This window comes from Pseudomonas sp. TH08 (genome assembly GCF_016651275.1).
GTDB lineage: Bacteria > Pseudomonadota > Gammaproteobacteria > Pseudomonadales > Pseudomonadaceae > Aquipseudomonas.
On record NZ_JAEKEE010000002.1, the window covers coordinates 502125 to 519117 of the forward strand.

The 16993-nt window shown below is 59.9% G+C and carries 13 protein-coding genes; 4 read left to right on the forward strand and 9 right to left on the reverse strand.

What is annotated here, in order from left to right:
* Positions 1-81: 81 nt before the first annotated feature.
* From JFT91_RS12005 to edd, 9 genes are all read right to left on the reverse strand, one after another.
* Positions 82-1242 (reverse strand): ABC transporter ATP-binding protein, encoded by a 1161-nt coding sequence (locus tag JFT91_RS12005; protein WP_201228226.1) that lies wholly within the window; start codon positions 1240-1242, stop codon positions 82-84.
* 2 nt (positions 1243-1244) lie between these two features.
* Complete coding sequence (locus tag JFT91_RS12010) at positions 1245-2090, reverse strand: carbohydrate ABC transporter permease (protein WP_007917872.1); 846 nt, start codon at positions 2088-2090, stop codon at positions 1245-1247.
* Positions 2083-2991: a carbohydrate ABC transporter permease gene (locus JFT91_RS12015; protein WP_008082808.1), complete on the reverse strand. Its 909-nt coding sequence runs from the start codon at positions 2989-2991 to the stop codon at positions 2083-2085. The genes JFT91_RS12010 and JFT91_RS12015 overlap by 8 nt, the downstream gene beginning before the upstream one ends.
* 212 nt (positions 2992-3203) lie before the next feature.
* The gene (locus JFT91_RS12020) at positions 3204-4505 is read right to left on the reverse strand and encodes an ABC transporter substrate-binding protein (protein ID WP_201232487.1); all 1302 of its coding nucleotides are present in this window, start codon (positions 4503-4505) and stop codon (positions 3204-3206) included.
* 118 nt (positions 4506-4623) lie between these two features.
* On the reverse strand, positions 4624-5883 hold the full coding sequence (locus JFT91_RS12025) for a D-mannose isomerase (protein ID WP_201232488.1): 1260 nt from the start codon (positions 5881-5883) through the stop codon (positions 4624-4626).
* Positions 5884-6107: 224 nt separating this feature from the next.
* On the reverse strand, positions 6108-7577 hold the full coding sequence (locus JFT91_RS12030; RefSeq protein WP_201228230.1) for an ATP-binding protein: 1470 nt from the start codon (positions 7575-7577) through the stop codon (positions 6108-6110).
* Positions 7567-8298 carry a response regulator gene (locus tag JFT91_RS12035; RefSeq protein WP_025112821.1) on the reverse strand — a complete coding sequence of 244 codons (732 nt, stop codon included), beginning with the start codon at positions 8296-8298 and terminating at the stop codon, positions 7567-7569. The genes JFT91_RS12030 and JFT91_RS12035 overlap by 11 nt, the downstream gene beginning before the upstream one ends.
* A 150-nt stretch (positions 8299-8448) precedes the next feature.
* On the reverse strand, positions 8449-9408 hold the full coding sequence (locus JFT91_RS12040; RefSeq protein WP_201232489.1) for a glucokinase: 960 nt from the start codon (positions 9406-9408) through the stop codon (positions 8449-8451).
* Positions 9405-11231, reverse strand: a complete 1827-nt coding sequence (gene edd / locus JFT91_RS12045; RefSeq protein WP_201228232.1) for a phosphogluconate dehydratase — start codon at positions 11229-11231, stop codon at positions 9405-9407. The genes JFT91_RS12040 and edd overlap by 4 nt, the downstream gene beginning before the upstream one ends.
* A 220-nt stretch (positions 11232-11451) precedes the next feature.
* Here edd and gap point away from each other — a divergent pair, with 220 nt between their 5' ends.
* The 4 genes from gap (at position 11452) to JFT91_RS12065 (ending at position 16952) form a co-directional block, all read left to right on the forward strand.
* Positions 11452-12453, forward strand: a complete 1002-nt coding sequence (gene gap, locus JFT91_RS12050; protein WP_201147539.1) for a type I glyceraldehyde-3-phosphate dehydrogenase — start codon at positions 11452-11454, stop codon at positions 12451-12453.
* Between the two features lie 190 nt (positions 12454-12643).
* Positions 12644-13162, forward strand: coding sequence for a sigma-70 family RNA polymerase sigma factor (locus JFT91_RS12055; protein WP_201228234.1), 519 nt, complete (start codon positions 12644-12646; stop codon positions 13160-13162).
* Between the two features lie 116 nt (positions 13163-13278).
* Entirely contained in the window at positions 13279-14244 is a 966-nt protein-coding gene (locus JFT91_RS12060; RefSeq protein WP_201232490.1) for a FecR domain-containing protein, read from the forward strand.
* Positions 14245-14366: 122 nt separating this feature from the next.
* On the forward strand, positions 14367-16952 hold the full coding sequence (locus JFT91_RS12065) for a TonB-dependent receptor (RefSeq protein WP_201232491.1): 2586 nt from the start codon (positions 14367-14369) through the stop codon (positions 16950-16952).
* Positions 16953-16993 lie beyond the last annotated feature (41 nt).

The window sequence follows — 16993 nt, forward strand, 5'->3', positions numbered from 1 at the left end:
GACCCCGCTTTTATGGGGCCGCTACGCGACCCAACGGGGATAAATCCCCTCGCCACAAAAGCCCGCTCCCACATTTGTTTTTCAGCGGCCTTTGAATTGCGCCACGTTCGCAGACCGCGCATCGGTCTGTGGTTGGCCGGCAGTGCCGAGGCGCTCACCGGTATTGGCATCAAACAACAACACTTTCGACGGATCGAATTGCAGCGTCAGGCTCTCGCCCACCTGCGGTGCCACGTCCGGCGCCAGACGGCAGCAGACTTTGGTTTCATTCAGATTGACGAACACCAGCGTGTCCGGGCCGGTCGGCTCGGTGACCTGCACTTCGGCACGAATGCTTGGCAGGCCATTGCCCTCGCCGTTCGACAGAACGATCTGCTCCGGGCGCAGACCGAGGATCACTTCGCGATCTTCAAGCCCGGCGTCCTGCATGCTCATCGGCAGTTCACAACGCGCCTGACCGCTGTCGAGCAGCGCCAGCAGACGACCGTCCTTGCGTTGCAGACGCAGCGGAATGAAGTTCATCGGCGGCGAACCGATGAAGCTCGCCACGAACAGGTTGGCCGGGTCGTTGTAGATCTCCTTCGGCGTACCGAACTGCTGAATGATGCCGTCCTTCATCACCGCCACTTTGTCGCCCAGGGTCATCGCTTCGATCTGGTCGTGGGTCACGTAGACCGTGGTGGTTTTCAGGCGCTGGTGCATCAGTTTCATTTCGGTACGCATCTCGACGCGCAGCTTGGCGTCGAGGTTGGACAGCGGTTCGTCGAACAGATAGATCTTCGGACGACGCGCCAAGGCACGGCCCATGGCCACGCGCTGTTGCTGACCACCGGAGAGCTGACCCGGTTTACGGTTCAGCAAATGTTCGATCTGCAGCAGCTTGGCGACACGCGCGACTTCTTCGTCGATCGCCGACTGGGCCATTTTGCGAATCTTCAGACCGAACTCGATGTTCTCGCGCACGCTCATGGTCGGGTACAGCGCGTAGGACTGGAACACCATGGCGATGTCGCGATCTTTCGGGCTCATGCCGCTGACGTCCTGGTCACCGATCATGATCGCGCCGCCAGTGATGGTTTCCAGACCGGCAATGCAGTTCATCAATGTTGATTTGCCGCAGCCCGACGGGCCGACGAGGATCAGGAATTCGCCTTCCTTGATCGACAGTTCGATGTTCTTCAGGGTGTCCGGCAGGCCGGCACCGTAGGTCTTGTTTACGTTGCGAAGTTCGAGCGTTGCCATGATTACCCCTTGACTGCGCCGGCCGTCAGCCCGCGCACGAAATACTTGCCTGCGACCACATAGACCAGCAGGGTCGGCAGGCCGGCGATCATCGCCGCTGCCATATCAACGTTGTATTCCTTGGCGCCGGTGCTGGTGTTGACCAGGTTGTTCAGCGCCACCGTGATCGGTTGCGAATCACCGCTGGAGAACACCACACCGAACAGGAAGTCGTTCCAGATCTGGGTGAACTGCCAGATCAGGCAGACCATGATGATCGGCGTCGACATCGGCAGAATGATCCGCCGGAAAATCGTGAAGAAACCCGCGCCATCAAGGCGTGCGGCTTTCACCAGCGCATCCGGGATGCTCACGTAGTAGTTACGGAAGAACAGCGTAGTAAACGCCAGACCGTACACCACGTGGATAAACACCAGGCCGGTGGTGGTGCTCGCCAGGCCCATTTTGCCGAGGGTGAACGAGGCCGGCAGCAGCACGGTCTGGAACGGCAGGAAGCAGCCGAACAACAGCAGACCGAAGAACAGCTGCGAACCACGGAAGCGCCAGAACGACAGCACATAACCGTTCAACGCGCCGATGGCGGTGGAGATGATCACGGCCGGAACGGTGATCTTGATCGAGTTCCAGAAGTAACCGTCAACCGTGGCCCAGGCCTTGACCCAGCCGATGCCGCTGACCACGGTTGGCCAGCTCAGCAGGTTGCCGGTGCTGATGTCTTCCGGGGTTTTGAAGCTGGTCAGCAACATGACCACCAGCGGCACCAGATAAAGCAGTACGGCGAGGATCAGCACCGCGTAGATCGCGATGCGACTCAGGCTGATAGCAGGTTTGGCAGCGAGACTAGTCATTGCGCTTGGTCCTCAGCTCGGAATACAGGTAAGGCACGATGATCGCGAGGATCGCACCGAGCATCAGAATCGCACTGGCCGAGCCCATGCCCATCTGGCCGCGACTGAAGGTGAAGGAATACATGAACATCGCTGGCAGGTCGGAGGAATAACCCGGACCACCGGCGGTCATCGCCGCGACCAGGTCGAAGCTCTTGATCGCGATGTGCGCCAAAATCATTACCGCACTGAAGAACACCGGACGCAGGCTTGGCAGCACCACTTTCCAGTAGATCATCGGCATGCTCGCGCCATCGATCTGCGCAGCGCGGATGATCGATTGATCAACGCCACGCAGGCCGGCAAGGAACATTGCCATGATGAAGCCAGAGGCTTGCCAGACAGCGGCGATCACCAGGCAATAAACCACGCGATCAGGGTCGATCAGCCAGTCGAGACGGAAGCCTTCCCAGCCCCAGTCACGCAACAATTTGTCCAGGCCCATGCCCGGGTTGAGCAGCCATTTCCATGCGGTACCGGTGACGATCATCGAGAGCGCCATCGGGTACAGGTAAATGGTGCGGATAAAGCCTTCGCGACGGATACGCTGGTCGAGGAACACCGCCAGCAGCACACCAATCACCAGCGTGATGCCGATGAACATGCCACCGAACACCGCGAGGTTCTTGCTCGCAACCCACCAGCGATCGTTGTCGAACAACCGTGCGTATTGCGCCAGACCGGCCCATTTGTAGTTGGGCAGGAACGTCGAGGTGGTGAACGACAGCACGAACGTCCACAGGATGTAGCCATAGAAGCCCACCAGCACGATGAACATGCTCGGCGCCAGCACCAGTTTGGGTAGCCAGCGCTGCAATGCATCGAACGGCGAGGCCTTGCTGAACACAGCAACAGAACTCATGGGGAAATCCAGAATAAAGATGACAAGGGCATTTCCCTGTAGGAGTGAGCCCTGTGGCGAGGGGATTTATCCCCGTTCGGCTGCGAAGCAGTCGCAAAACCATTGCATGCGGTGTTTCTGAAACTGCGCCGCTGCAACTTTCTGGGGTCGCTGCGCAACCCAACGGGGATAAATCCCCTCACCACAAAAGCTCACTCCTACAGGTCCAAGCATTACTTGGCGGACTTGATCGCTGCGCCGAGTTTCTTGGCGGTGTCGGCCGGGTCGGCTTTCGGGTCGTTGATGTAGTTGGTCACGACATCAAAGAACGCGCCTTGCACGGCCAGCGTGGTCGCCATGTTGTGCGCCATGCTCGGCTGCAAACCGCCGGATTTGGCGTCCGCCAGGAAGTCCTTGGCAGCGGTTTGTGCGCAGGAGTCGAAGCCGAGCTTCTCCATGTTGTTCAACATGTCGTTGCGAACCGGGATCGAGCCTTTGTTGATGCTGAAGACTTTCTGGAAGTTTTCACCCAATACAACTTTGGCGATGTCCTTCTGACCGGCCGCAGTACCAGCGTCTTTCTGCTTGAACACCGCCAGCGAGTCGATGTTGTAGGTGAACGCCTTGTCGGTGCCCGGGAACGCTACGCACTCGTAATCCTTGCCGGCGACTTTCTTGGCAGCGGTCCATTCGGACTTGGCCCAGTCACCCATGATCTGCATGCCGGCCTTGCCGTTGATGACTTTGGCTGCTTCCAGGTTCCAGTCCTGGCCTTTGCCGTCGACGTCCATGTAGGTCGCGACTTTCTTCAGCTCGGTCAACGCCTTGACCATTTCCGGACCGGTCAGCGCGCCGTTGTCCAGATCAACCAGGGCTTTCTTGTAACCATCGACACCCATGACCGAAAGCACCACGGCTTCGAACACGGTGCTGTCCTGCCAAGGCTGACCGCCGTGGGCCAGCGGAATGAAGCCCGCGGCTTTCAGCTTGTCGCCCGCAGCATAGAATTCTTCGAGGGTGGTCGGGTTCTTGGTGATACCGGCTTTCTTGAAGACTTCCGGGTTGATCCACAGCCAGTTCACACGGTGAATGTTCACCGGCACGGCCACGTAATCACCGTCGTACTTCACGGTATCGGAGACTTTCTTGTCGAGCAGGCTGTCCCACTTCTCTTCTTTGGCAACGTCTTTCAAGACGTCGGTGTCGAGCAAACCGGTCGACGCCCATTCCTGAATGTCCGGCCCCTTGATCTGGGCAACGCCAGGCGGGTTACCGGCAACGGCACGGCTTTTCAGCACGGTCATGGCAGTCGCACCGCCACCACCGGCGACAGCGCCGTCTTTCCAGGTGAAACCGTCTTTTTCGACTTGGGCCTTGAGCACATCAACGGCAGCTTTTTCGCCACCGGACGTCCACCAGTGCACGACTTCGACCGAACCTTTGGATTCGGCAGCGGAAACACTGAGAGGCAGAATTGCGAGCGGGAACAGGGAGGCGACAGAAATGACAGTAGCGAGGCGAGAAATCGCATTCATCTGAGATGTACCTTTCTTGTTGTTATGCATGCAAGTCTGGTGCTTGCGCTGCACAGGAGTTTAAACAGGGCGATTCCCTTCGCAGGTAACGAAGGGACGCGCGAATGTCACCACATGGTTACACAGGACTGCTCTGGGACAACTGCGCCAAAGCAGTCGCCATACTCGGTGACAAGGGTAGACGAGGGATCAGCACGGCTTGCCAGGCGTGATACAGATCGGGTTTGCCCGCCCAGATATCGGCGCTTGGGGTGTTTTGCGGATTGAGTTCGTGGTGCCAACTGCCATCGCAGCGGTCGATGAAATTCACCTCGCAGAATTCCCAGAACAGCCGGTACCAGGTTTCGTATTGCTCATCGCCAGTGCGTTTGAGCAGGGCGCTGGCAGCAGCGCTGGCTTCGGCGTGCGTCCAGTGCAGGCGATGGCGGACGACGGCTTTGTTGCTCCAGTCGAGGGTATAAACGATGCCCGGCAAACCATCGACGTCCCAGCCGTTGCGGCAGTTGTTCTCGAAGAGTTTTTGCGCGTCGGTGGCGAGCCAACCCGGCGTGAGCATACCCGCCTGCACCCGCGCCGCTTCGAGGTGCAGCAACAGCCGCGCCCACTCGAAACCATGGCCTGGGGTGGTGCCGTAAGGACGGAAACCGTCGGCGGGATTGTCATGGTTGTATTCGCGCAGCGGTTGCCAGTCGCGATCGAAATGCTCGATGACCATGTAACCGTTGGCGGCAGCGTGACCGTGAATCACCCGCTCGACGATACGTTGCGCACGCACCAGCCAGCGCGTGTCGTCGGTGACATCGGCCAGCGCGAGGAATGCCTCGGTCGCGTGCATGTTGCTGTTGGCGCCGCGATAGGCTTCTTCTTCGCTCCAGTCGCGGTTGAAGAATTCGCGCATGGCGCCCTCTTCTTCGCTCCAGAAACAGGTGTCGATGATGTCGATGGCGTCATCCAGCAATACCTGTGCGCCGGGGCGTTTGGCGACCACGGCCGAACTGGCGGCCAGGGCGACGAAAGCATGCAGATAGGCGTTTTTGCCAGTGTTGTCATCGCGGTGTTCGGCGACGGCGAACCAGCCGCCGTGCAGCGCATCACGCAATGGCCCGCGCAGGGCGGCAATGCCGTGATCAACCAGTTCGGCGAAACCCGGCAAGCCTTGAATATGGGCCATGGCGAAGCTGTGGGTCATGCGCGCGGTGTTCATGGTTTCGGCACGTGCGTTCGCCGGCAAACGGCCGCGTTCGTCGAGGTTGCCGAAGCCTTCGGGCAGTTTGGACGCCTTGGCGAATTCCAGCAGGCGCAGGCCTTCGGCGGCGAGCCATTGCTGGTGGGCAGGGGCGTTCAGCCAACTGCTGAAGCCTGGGTGGAAAAGATCCATGGGTGGCCTTTTTTGTTGTTATGACTGCGGGGAGTCTAAACAACGGGCCGCGGTGGGCTTGTAACGAAGGGGGCGGGGTTTGTCACAAGCCTGTGACATTGATAGATCTAGAGTGAGATCTGTGGCGAGGGAGCTTGCTCCCGCTGTGGCGCGAAGCGGCACTCAAAAATAAGGCCTGCTGCGCAGTCCAGCGGGAGCAAGCTCCCTCGCCACAATGATGGGTGTCAATCAGCACTGCGCGGCAATTGCAGGGTCACGCGCAAGCCACCCTCACGCAGATTCTGCAACGTCACCTCACCCCCATGGCTATGGGCAATGTTGCGCGCAATTCCCAAACCGAGGCCATACCCCTGCTGCTGCCCCGCCAAGCGAAAGTGCGGCTCGAACACCTGCTCCAGCCGCTGCTCCGGCACCCCCGGCCCTTCATCGTCGACGTGCAGGACAAACGCACTCTCATCGTCATCGATATGCAAATGCGCGTTCTGCCCATACTTCAGTGCGTTGTCGATCAGGTTGCCAATGCAACGCTTCAACGCCAAAGGCTTGCCCGAATACGCCGCCAGCGCACGCCCGTGCTGGGTCACGCGACCATTGCCGTTGGGCGCCAGATACGGCTCGACCAGACAATCGAGCACATGGTTGAGATCCACCGGTTCGATGTTCTCGTGGATATCGGTGTCTTTCACGCATTGCAGCGCGCCTTTGACCAGCAGCTCCAGCTCATCCAGATCACGGCCGAACTTCGCTTGCAACGCCTCGTCCTCAAGCAACTCGACGCGCAAGCGCAAACGCGTGATCGGCGTGCGCAGGTCATGGGAAATCGCGCTGAACAATTGGCTGCGTTCGGTCAGGTAACGGCTGATGCGTTCGCGCATGCTGTTGAACGCGCGGCCCACTTCCACCACTTCGCTGCCGCCGCCCTCAGCCACCGGCTCGACGTCGGCGCCCAGCGACATATCCCGCGCGGCACGCGCCAGACGCTTGAGCGGCCGACTCTGCCAGTGCACCAGCAGGCCGATGAACAGCAGCAAAAAGCCGCTGGTGAGGACGATGAACCACACCTGTTGCGACGGCAGCCCTTGTTCTTCCAGGCTGGTGTACGGCTCGGGCAACAGCGAGGCGATGTACAGCCATTCGCCCGGCGCCATTTGAATCTGCGTGACCAGTACCGGCGGGTTCACCGGCTCAAGGGTCAAGGCGTAATGCGCCCAGGAACGCGGCAGTTCATCAAGTTTCAACCCGGCGTTGAAAATCCGCAGGTCCTCGGGGCTGACAAATGTCACCGAAATATCGGTGTCATTGCCCAGGGTCTGGCGCAGGACTTCATCCACCGCTTTCATCACCGCCGCTTTACGCGGCGTGACCGGTAGCACGTCCATGCCCAGCGGTTTGTCATTGAGCGTCACCACGAAGCGGGTGCCGCCCATGCTGCGCAACTGGTCGAGCACCAACGGCCGATAGGCCACCGGCAGCGAGCGGAAATAGCTGACGCTGGCGGTCATCGAATGGGCAAGGCTGCGGGCGCTGGTGACCAGTCCTTCGAGCTGGGTGGCGCGCAGTTGCGACACCCAGATCACGCTGGATAACGTCTGTGCGAACAACACCGCGAGCAAGGTCAGCAGGAGCATCCGCCCGAGCAGCGAGCGCGGCACCGGCACCTTGGCGGCAAGTTTACGCAGCGACTCAGTGACCATTGCCGGCAACCACGTTGGCTGCCAGTTGGTAACCGCTACCGCGCACGGTGCGGATCAGCCGTGGCGGTTTTTCCGTGTCGCGCAGGCGTTGGCGCAAGCGACTGACCGCCATGTCGACGATGCGATCGAGCGGCATCAGATCGCGGCCACGGGTAGCGTTGCCGATGGTGTCGCGGTCGAGAATTTCCTGCGGGTGATCGAGGAACAGTTTCAGCAGGGCGAAGTCGGCGCCGGACAGGATCACTTCCTCGCCATCGGTGTGGAACAGTCGATGGCTGACCATGTCGAGCCGCCACTCGTCGAACGCCAGCACCTCACTGCCACTGCGTTCCTGGCCAAATTGCGCACGGCGCAGCAGGGCTTTGATGCGCGCTTGCAGTTCGCGGGGGCTGAAGGGTTTGCCGAGGTAGTCGTCGGCACCGAGTTCCAGACCGATCACGCGATCGGCTTCGTCGGAACTGGCGGTGAGCATGATGATCGGCACCTGCGCCTGACGCGGATGCTGACGCACCCAACGGCAGAGGCTGAAGCCATCTTCGTCGGGCAGCATGACGTCGAGGATCACCAGATCGCTCGGCGCCTCATTGAGTGCCTGGCGGAAACTGGCGCCATCGGCGGTGGCCCGCACCTGAAACCCGGCGCGGGTCAGGTAGGTTTCCAGCAACTCGCGTATTTCCTGGTCGTCATCGACCAACAATATCGACTTGTTGACTGAGCTCACTTCGAAGGCATCCTTGTTGTTGGAATTGGGGCGGATTATGCCTTAAGCACTGATTTTACAAACACCACAAAACCACTGCGGGAGCAAAACCTGTGGTGAGGGGATTTATCCCCTCACCACAAGGGCTCACTCCTACAGTTTGATTGCATTTCAGGCCGGGATTGATTGCTCCAAGGCTACTCCGGCACCCATCAGCCCGGAATACGGCGCTGTCACCAGCCACACAGGAATGCCTTTGAAATAATCGCTCATGCAACCCTTGTCAGCAAAGCTGCGGGCGAAACCACTTTCGAGGAAGAAATCGGCAAACCGTGGAATCACCCCACCCACGATGTACACACCGCCGCGACCGCCAGTAGTCAGTACGTTGTTACCGGCCACACGCCCGAGCCAGCAGCAGAACTGTTCCAGCACTTCCAGCGCAATCGGGTCGCCCGCGAGGCCCGCAGCCGTGATGGCTTCCGGCGTATCAAGCTTGGGTTCGTGACCATCCACCGCGCAGATCGCCCGGTAAACACGCGGCAATCCACCACCGCTCAACGCCGTTTCCGCGCTGACATGGCCGATCTCGTTGTGGATGTGCTGCCACAGCTGTGTTTCACGCGGGCTGCTCAGCGGCAGATCGACGTGACCGCCCTCGCCCGGCAACGCGGCAAACCGGCCTTCGCCCAAATCGAGCAACGTGCCGACGCCAAGGCCAGTGCCAGGCCCAATCACCACAGCAGGACGCAACGGCTCCGGCGTGCCCTCGCAAACCACACGAAACTCGTCAGGCTGCAATCGGGTCATGCCCAGCGCCATCGCCGAGAAGTCATTGACCAGCAACAACTGCTCGACCTGCAAGGCCTGGCAGAACGCCTTGCGACTCAGCCGCCAGTGGTTGTTGGTGAACCTGAATTCATCGCCGCTGACCGGACCTGCCACCGACAGGCACACCGAACCGATCGAACCCGGCGCCAGGCCGAGCCCGCTCAGATAGAGGCTGATCGCCTCTTCCGGGCTGGCGTGGTCGGCGGTAGCCAAGACCTCAACCGATTCCAGTTGTTGGTTTTTCCACAACGCGAACCGCGCGTTGGTGCCTCCGATATCACCGACCAAAGCCAGTTTCAATTAAGCGTCTCCAGGGCAGAAGTGAAGGCGCTGGCGCCCTGCTCCGCCGAGCTGAAGGCCAAACGCATGAAACCAAACAGCTCGCGCCCGCTGCCGATGTTGTTGCCCAACAGGCCTTTGGCGGGTTCGCGCGCAGCAAATTCGTCGGCGTCCACCTTAAGCTCCAAGGTGCCTTTGACGCCATCGACGCGGATGATATCGCCCTCTTGCACGCGCGCCAAAGCACCGCCGACATAAGCTTCCGGGCTGACGTGGATCGCCGCCGGAATTTTCCCCGAAGCGCCGGACATGCGCCCGTCAGTCACCAGCGCGACTTTGAAGCCGCGATCCTGCAGCACGCCAAGGAACGGCGTCATCTTGTGCAACTCGGGCATACCGTTGGAGCGCGGGCCCTGGAAGCGCATCACCGCGACAAAATCTTTTTCCAGCAGGCCAGCCTTGAACGCATCGGCCAGATCCTGTTGATCCTGGAACACCATCGCCGGCGCTTCGACGATCTGGTTTTCCAGCGCCACGGCAGAAACTTTCATCACACCGCGACCGAGGTTGCCCTCCATCACGCGCAAACCGCCCTCCGTGGAGAACGCGCGAGCGACTGGACGCAGGATGTTTTCGTCGAGGCTGTCGACCGGGCCTTCGCGCCAGACCAATTCACCGTTATCGAGGAATGGCTCTTTGGTGTATTTGCTCAAGCCGTGGCCCAGGACAGTATTGACGTCTTCGTGCAGCAGGCCTGCAGCGAGCAGTTCGCGGATCAGGAACGACATGCCGCCCGCGGCCTGGAAGTGGTTGATGTCAGCTTTGCCATTCGGATAAACGTGGCTCAGGGTTGGCACGACTTCAGAGAGGTCGGCCATGTCCTGCCAGGTCAGTTGAATGCCCGCAGCCATGGCGATGGCCGGCATGTGCAGGGTGTGGTTGGTCGAGCCACCGGTGGCGTGCAGCGCGACGATCGAGTTGACCAGCGACTTCTCGTCGACGATTTCGCCGATTGGCATGAAGTTGCCGTTCTGCTTGGTCAGGCGCGTCACTTGATGCGCGGCTTCGCGGGTCAGCGCATCACGCAGCGGCGTGTTCGGGTTGACGAAAGAGGCGCCCGGCAAGTGCAGGCCCATGACTTCCATCAGTAACTGGTTGGTGTTGGCAGTGCCGTAGAACGTGCAGGTGCCCGGGCTGTGGTAGGACTTCATCTCCGATTCCAGCAGCTCTTCGCGGGTTGCCTTGCCTTCGGCGTATTTCTGCCGCACGTCGGCTTTTTCCTTGTTGGAAATCCCCGAGACCATCGGCCCGCCCGGTACGAAGATCGTCGGCAGATGACCGAAGCGCAGCGAGCCCATCATCAGGCCCGGCACGATTTTGTCGCAGATGCCGAGCATCAGCGCGCCATCGAACATGTTGTGCGACAGCGCCACAGCGGTCGACATGGCGATCACTTCGCGGCTCGGCAGGCTCAGCTCCATGCCTGGCTCGCCCTGGGTCACGCCGTCGCACATCGCCGGAGTGCCGCCAGCGAACTGGCCGACCGAGCCGATTTCGCGCAGGGCATTCTTGATTTGCTCGGGAAACACTTCGTACGGCTGATGCGCCGAGAGCATGTCGTTATATGAAGAAACAATGGCGATGTTCGCCGAGTTCATCATCCGCAGGCTGTGCTTGTCTTCGCTGCCGCAGCCGGCCACGCCGTGGGCGAAGTTGGCGCATTGCAGCTTGCCGCGCATCGGGCCATCCGTCGCGGCGCCGCGAATCAGTGCAAGGTAAGCCTGACGCGTGGCGCGGCTGCGGGCGATAAGCCGTTCGGTGACCTCAAGAACGCGGGGATGCATGTGTAGAACTCCAGGCTAACGGATGTGGCGACCTGATTGTCTATGCTGATCAAACGCCGTTGTCGTTGGAATGACAGACGGTTTTTTTGACCATTCGGACCAGTTGATTCAGGTCACTCGTTGTAGATAAAACAAAATATTGCCACTAAAAAGGCTTGTTTTCTATTTTTATGCGAATAATCTTGTAATTCCAACAACAAAACGACGGCGGCGCTGTTCCATGACTCTACGAATCGCAATCAATGGTTTTGGCCGCATCGGCCGTAATGTCCTACGCGCACTGTATACCCAAGGCTATCGTCAGGATTTGCAGATCGTCGCCATCAACGATTTGGGCGACAGCTCGATCAACGCTCATCTGCTCAAATACGACACCGTTCACGGCACGTTCGACGCACAGGTCGAGCATGACAACGAAAGCCTGACAGTCAACGGCGACCGCATTGCCGTCAGCGCTATCCGCAACCCGGCCGAGTTGCCATGGGCTGCGGAAAAAATCGACGTGGTATTCGAATGCACCGGTCTCTTTACCGACCGTGCCAAAGCCGCTGCGCATATTACTGCCGGCGCACGCAAAGTAATCATCTCGGCACCGGCCAAAGGCGCCGACGCCACCGTCGTTTATGGTGTGAACCATGACATTTTGCGCCAGTCGCATCAGATCATCTCCAACGCTTCGTGCACCACCAACTGCCTGGCGCCGGTGGCGCAGGTGCTGCACCGCGAGCTGGGAATCGAAAGCGGTCTGATGACCACGATTCATGCTTACACCAACGACCAGAACCTGACCGACGTCTACCACACCGACCCGTACCGCGCGCGTTCGGCCACGCAGAACATGATCCCGAGCAAGACCGGCGCCGCCGAAGCGGTGGGCCTGGTGCTGCCGGAGCTGGCGGGCAAACTGACCGGCATGGCCGTGCGGGTGCCGGTGATCAATGTGTCGCTGGTCGATCTGACCGTGCAACTCAAGCGCGAAGCCTCGGCGGATGAGGTCAACGCTCTGCTCAAGGCTGCGAGCCAGCATTCGAAAATTTTGGGTTACAACACGTTGCCGCTGGTTTCCAGCGACTTCAACCACAACCCGCTGTCGTCGATCTTCGACGCCAACCACACCAAATCCAGCGGCAAATTGCTGAAAGTACTGGCTTGGTACGACAACGAATGGGGCTTCTCCAACCGCATGCTGGATAACTGCCTGGCGCTGTGTAACGCAGAATAAATTCCCAATCCCAGTGGGAGCGAGCCTGCTCGCGAATACGATCTGTCATTCAACATTCATGTTGGCTTATACAGCGCTTTCGCGAGCAGGCTCGCTCCCACAGGTTTTCGATTTCAATTCAAAATCAAGGCTTGACCATACGGGCAGATGATAAGCATTATCATTCGCTCGAAATGGATCAGGTTCCCCCGTGAGTCAATCGCGCTTCAACCACGTCTTCCTCACCCAGCGCACCTCGCTCCTGCGCACGCTGGAACGGATGGTCAACAATCACAGCACCGCTGAAGACCTGCTGCAGGAAACCTACCTGCGTGTGACGCGGGCGTTGAGCGAGCGGGCCATCGATCATCTTGAACCCTTTGTTTTCCAGACCGCGCGCAATCTGGCCCTGGACCATTTGCGTGCGCGCAAGATTCATTCACGGACGATGGTCGATGACGTCCCGCAGGATGTCGTGCACAGCATTGCCGCCCCCGCCAGCAGCGCCGAAGACGCCGCCCACGCCGAACAGATGCTGGAGCGCTTGAACGTGAGCCTCAGTGAACTCAGCGCCCGTCAGCAGCAGATTTTCATCCTCAGCCGCCTGCACGGGCACAGCTATCAGGAAATCGCCGATGAACTGAGCGTTTCCCTCAGCACCGTGCAGAAAGAATTGAAACTGATCATGTCCATTTGCATTGGCGTTGCCGAACGCCTGAATGGCGACTGAACGATCCGGCACACATCAGGATCGACTGCACTGATCATTGGGCTTTGTTACCCTTGCCCGACTTTTACGCTTCACTTAAAAAAACAGCCGTGCGCAGACACCGCCGAGGAAACACCGTGACGGACACCCACCGCTCGCCTTCGCCAGACTCGGCGCAGGACGCTGCAAACGCAATGGACCAGGCGCTGGACTGGCTCATCGTGCTCGGCAGCCCGGACGAGGAACAGACCCGGCAGTTCCATGCCTGGCTGGCGGCTGATCCCTTGAATGCCGAGGCGTTCGCCAAGGCGCAGGCGATCTGGGACGGCCCGCAAGTCGCCCAGTGCGCGCAAAGCCTTGCGTTGAAACCGGCGAAAGTCACCTTCCTCCAACGCTTGCGCCCGCACTGGAAACCGCTGGCCACCGCGGCGGTGCTGGTTCTCGGTCTGTTCAGTTTCAGTAATTTGCCGATGCGCCTTCAGGCCGATCATCTGACCGTGGTCGGTGAGCGCCAGCGCCTGCAACTGGAGGACGGCTCGAAAGTCCTGCTCAACACCAACTCCGCATTCTCCAGCACCATCAACGATCAACAGCGCGTCGCGCGGCTGTATCAGGGCGAAGCTTTTTTCGAAGTGGCTGGCAGCCGCAATCAACCGCTGGAAATCGATGCCGGCCCGGTCAAGGCCAGCGTGCGCGACACCGCGTTCGCCGTGCGTTATCTCGATGGCGTGGCGCAGGTCAACGTGCAACGCGGCGATGTCGATTTGCGCGCGACGCACAACGATAGCCACGTGCGCTTGTCGGCGGGGGAAAGCATTCGCATCGGCCCTAACGGTTTCGACCGCCCGGCCAAACTCGATGCCGCCACCGATCTGGCCTGGGTACAGGGCCGACTGGTGTTCGAGAACTGCCCGCTGAACCAGGTGCTGGCCGAACTGCGCCGCTACTATCCGGGCTGGATCATCAACAACAACGAGCAATTGGCCGACGTCGCCGTGACCGGCAATTACCGCCTCGATCAACCGCTCGACGTGGTCCGCTCCCTTGCCCACATCACCTCCGCGCGCTTGCAGGAATTCCCCGCGCTGGTGATCTTGAACTAAATGAGAATTATTTTTACTCGATAGCCGAAGCAGGTACGTCTAGTTATAGCCAATGCAATTGATTCGCATCACGCGATGCCAATCTGCACCTATAAAGATTCGTGCGACACGGAGCGCTATCGATGTCCTCACGCCTTACCCGCCAGACCTCTTCCCCTTCCCGCGTATTGTCGCTGCTGACCGCTGCCATCCTCATGGCCGGCACCGCACCGCTGATGGCTGCCACCGAGCAACCCGCGCGCAACATGGGTGATTACTCGTTCTCCATCAGCCAGCAACCGCTGGTGTCGGCGCTCAATGCCTTCACCGCCGTCACCGGTTGGCAAGTCGGCCTGCCGGCAGAACTGGGTCAAGGCGTCTCGTCGCCGGGCGTGCGCGGCTCGCTGCCACCGGAAAAAGCCCTGGAGCGCCTGTTGGTGGGGACCAACCTGAACTTCCGCAAGCTGAGCAACAACAACGTCGTGCTGGAAAAACGCAACAACAGCGGCACCCTCAATCTTGATCAGGTGACCATCAGCGCTACTCGTCAGGAACAGTCGGTCAGCAGCGTGCCGGCCAGCGTTACCGTGCAGACCCGCGAGGATCTGGACCGCAACAACGTCAACACGATCAAGGATCTGGTGCGTTACGAGCCGGGGGTTTCGGTCGGCGGTGCCGGTCAGCGTGGCGGTATCAGCGGCTACAACATCCGCGGTATCGACGGCGACCGCATTCTCACTCAGGTTGACGGTGTCGAAATACCGGACGGTTTCTTCAACGGCCCCTACGCCAAGACCCAGCGCAATTACGTCGACCCGGAAATCGTCAAACGCGTGGAAATCCTTCGTGGCCCAGCCTCGGTGCTGTACGGCAGCAACGCCATCGGCGGCGCCGTCAGCTACTACACCCTCGATGCCGACGACATCATCAAACCGGGCAAAGACGTCGGCGCGCGACTGAAAACCGGCTACAGCTCCGCCGATGACAGCTGGCTGAAGTCCGCCACCGTGGCCGGTCGTGCCGAGCAGTTCGACGGTTTGCTGCATTACAGCCAGCGCGACGGTCACGAAACCGATTCCTACGGCAGCAACAACGGCACTGGCCTTGAGCGCACCGCCGCCAACCCGGAAGACGTCAAAGCCACCAACGTGCTTGCCAAGGCCGGCTGGAACTACAACGAAGATTCACGCCTGGGCCTGACCTACGAAAAGTACAAGGATGATCGCGACACCGATCAGAAAAGCGCCTACGGCGGCCCGTATTTCAACGGTGCCCCGACAATCCCGAACAGCATGCTGCCCGGCGGCATGTACCAGTGGCGCACCGGCAACGACACCATCACCCGTGAACGTTTCGGCATCGAGCACCGCTTTGCTCTCGACAGCCTGCTGGTCGACAACGTGAAGTGGAGCCTCAACCACCAGATCGCCAAAACCGATCAGAGTACCGAAGAGTTCTACTACCCGATGTCGCGTAAAGTGTTGCGCACCCGCGACACGATTTATGAAGAAAAACAGTGGGTCTTCGACGCGCAACTGGACAAGGCGTTCGCCATCGGCGACACCGATCACGTGCTGACTTACGGCACCACCATCAAGCAGCAGAAAGTCACCGGTTCGCGCAGTGGCAACGGCACCTGTGTCGCAGTCCTCGGCAGTTGCCGCCAGATCGGCGCAGTCAGTTCGGCGGATGTATTGAAGAAGGCCAGCGACTTCCCCGACCCGACCATCAATACCTATAGCCTGTTTGCCCAGGATCAGATCAGCTGGAACAACTGGACCTTCCTGCCAGGCCTGCGCTACGACTACACGCAGCTCAAGCCCCACATCACCGAGGAATTCCTCAACACCGTGGCGGCGGATGGCCAGGGCACGGTCAGCGACGAGAACAAGACCTGGCACAAAGTCTCGCCGAAATTCGGCCTGACTTACGCCCTGACCGAGAACTACACCTGGTACGGTCAGTACGCCGAAGGCTTCCGCACCCCGACGGCGAAAGCGCTGTACGGTCGTTTCGAAAACAGCACCACCGGCTACAACGTCGCGCCGAACCCGGACCTCGAACCGGAGAAGAGCAAAAGCTACGAAACCGGTCTGCGCGGCAACTTCGAACAAGGCTCGTTCGATGTGGCGGTGTTCTATAACAAGTACCGCGACTTCATCAACGAAGATGCCGTCACCCCCGGCTACAGCGAGCTGACCTTCCAGTCGAGCAACATCAAGCACGCGACCATCAAGGGTGCGGAAGTCAAAGGTCGTCTGAACCTGGACTCCTTTGGCGCCCCGCAAGGCCTCTACACCCAAGGCTCGATTGCCTACGCCTACGGTCGCAACAACGACAACGGCGAGCCGCTCAACAGCGTCAACCCGCTGACCGGCGTGTTCGGCATGGGTTACGACCAGGACAACTACGGCGGCCTGCTGAGCTGGACCGTGGTGAAGAAAAAGGATCGCGTCGACGACAGCAACTTCAAGTCGCCGGATGGCGTCAGCAATCAGTTCAAGTCGCCAGGCTTCGGCATTCTTGATCTGGCCGGGTACTACAAAGTCACCGACGACGTCACCGTCAGCGGCGGCATTTACAACCTGACCGACAAGAAATACTGGCTGTGGGATGACGTGCGCGGTTACGACAGCGTCGGCGAGGCCTCGGTGACGCAACCGGCCAACCTTGACCGCCTGACCCAGCCGGGCCGCAACTTCGCGATCAACCTGATCTGGGACATCTGATCCGGTCGACCTCACTGCGCGTGGGACTCACCGCGCAGTGA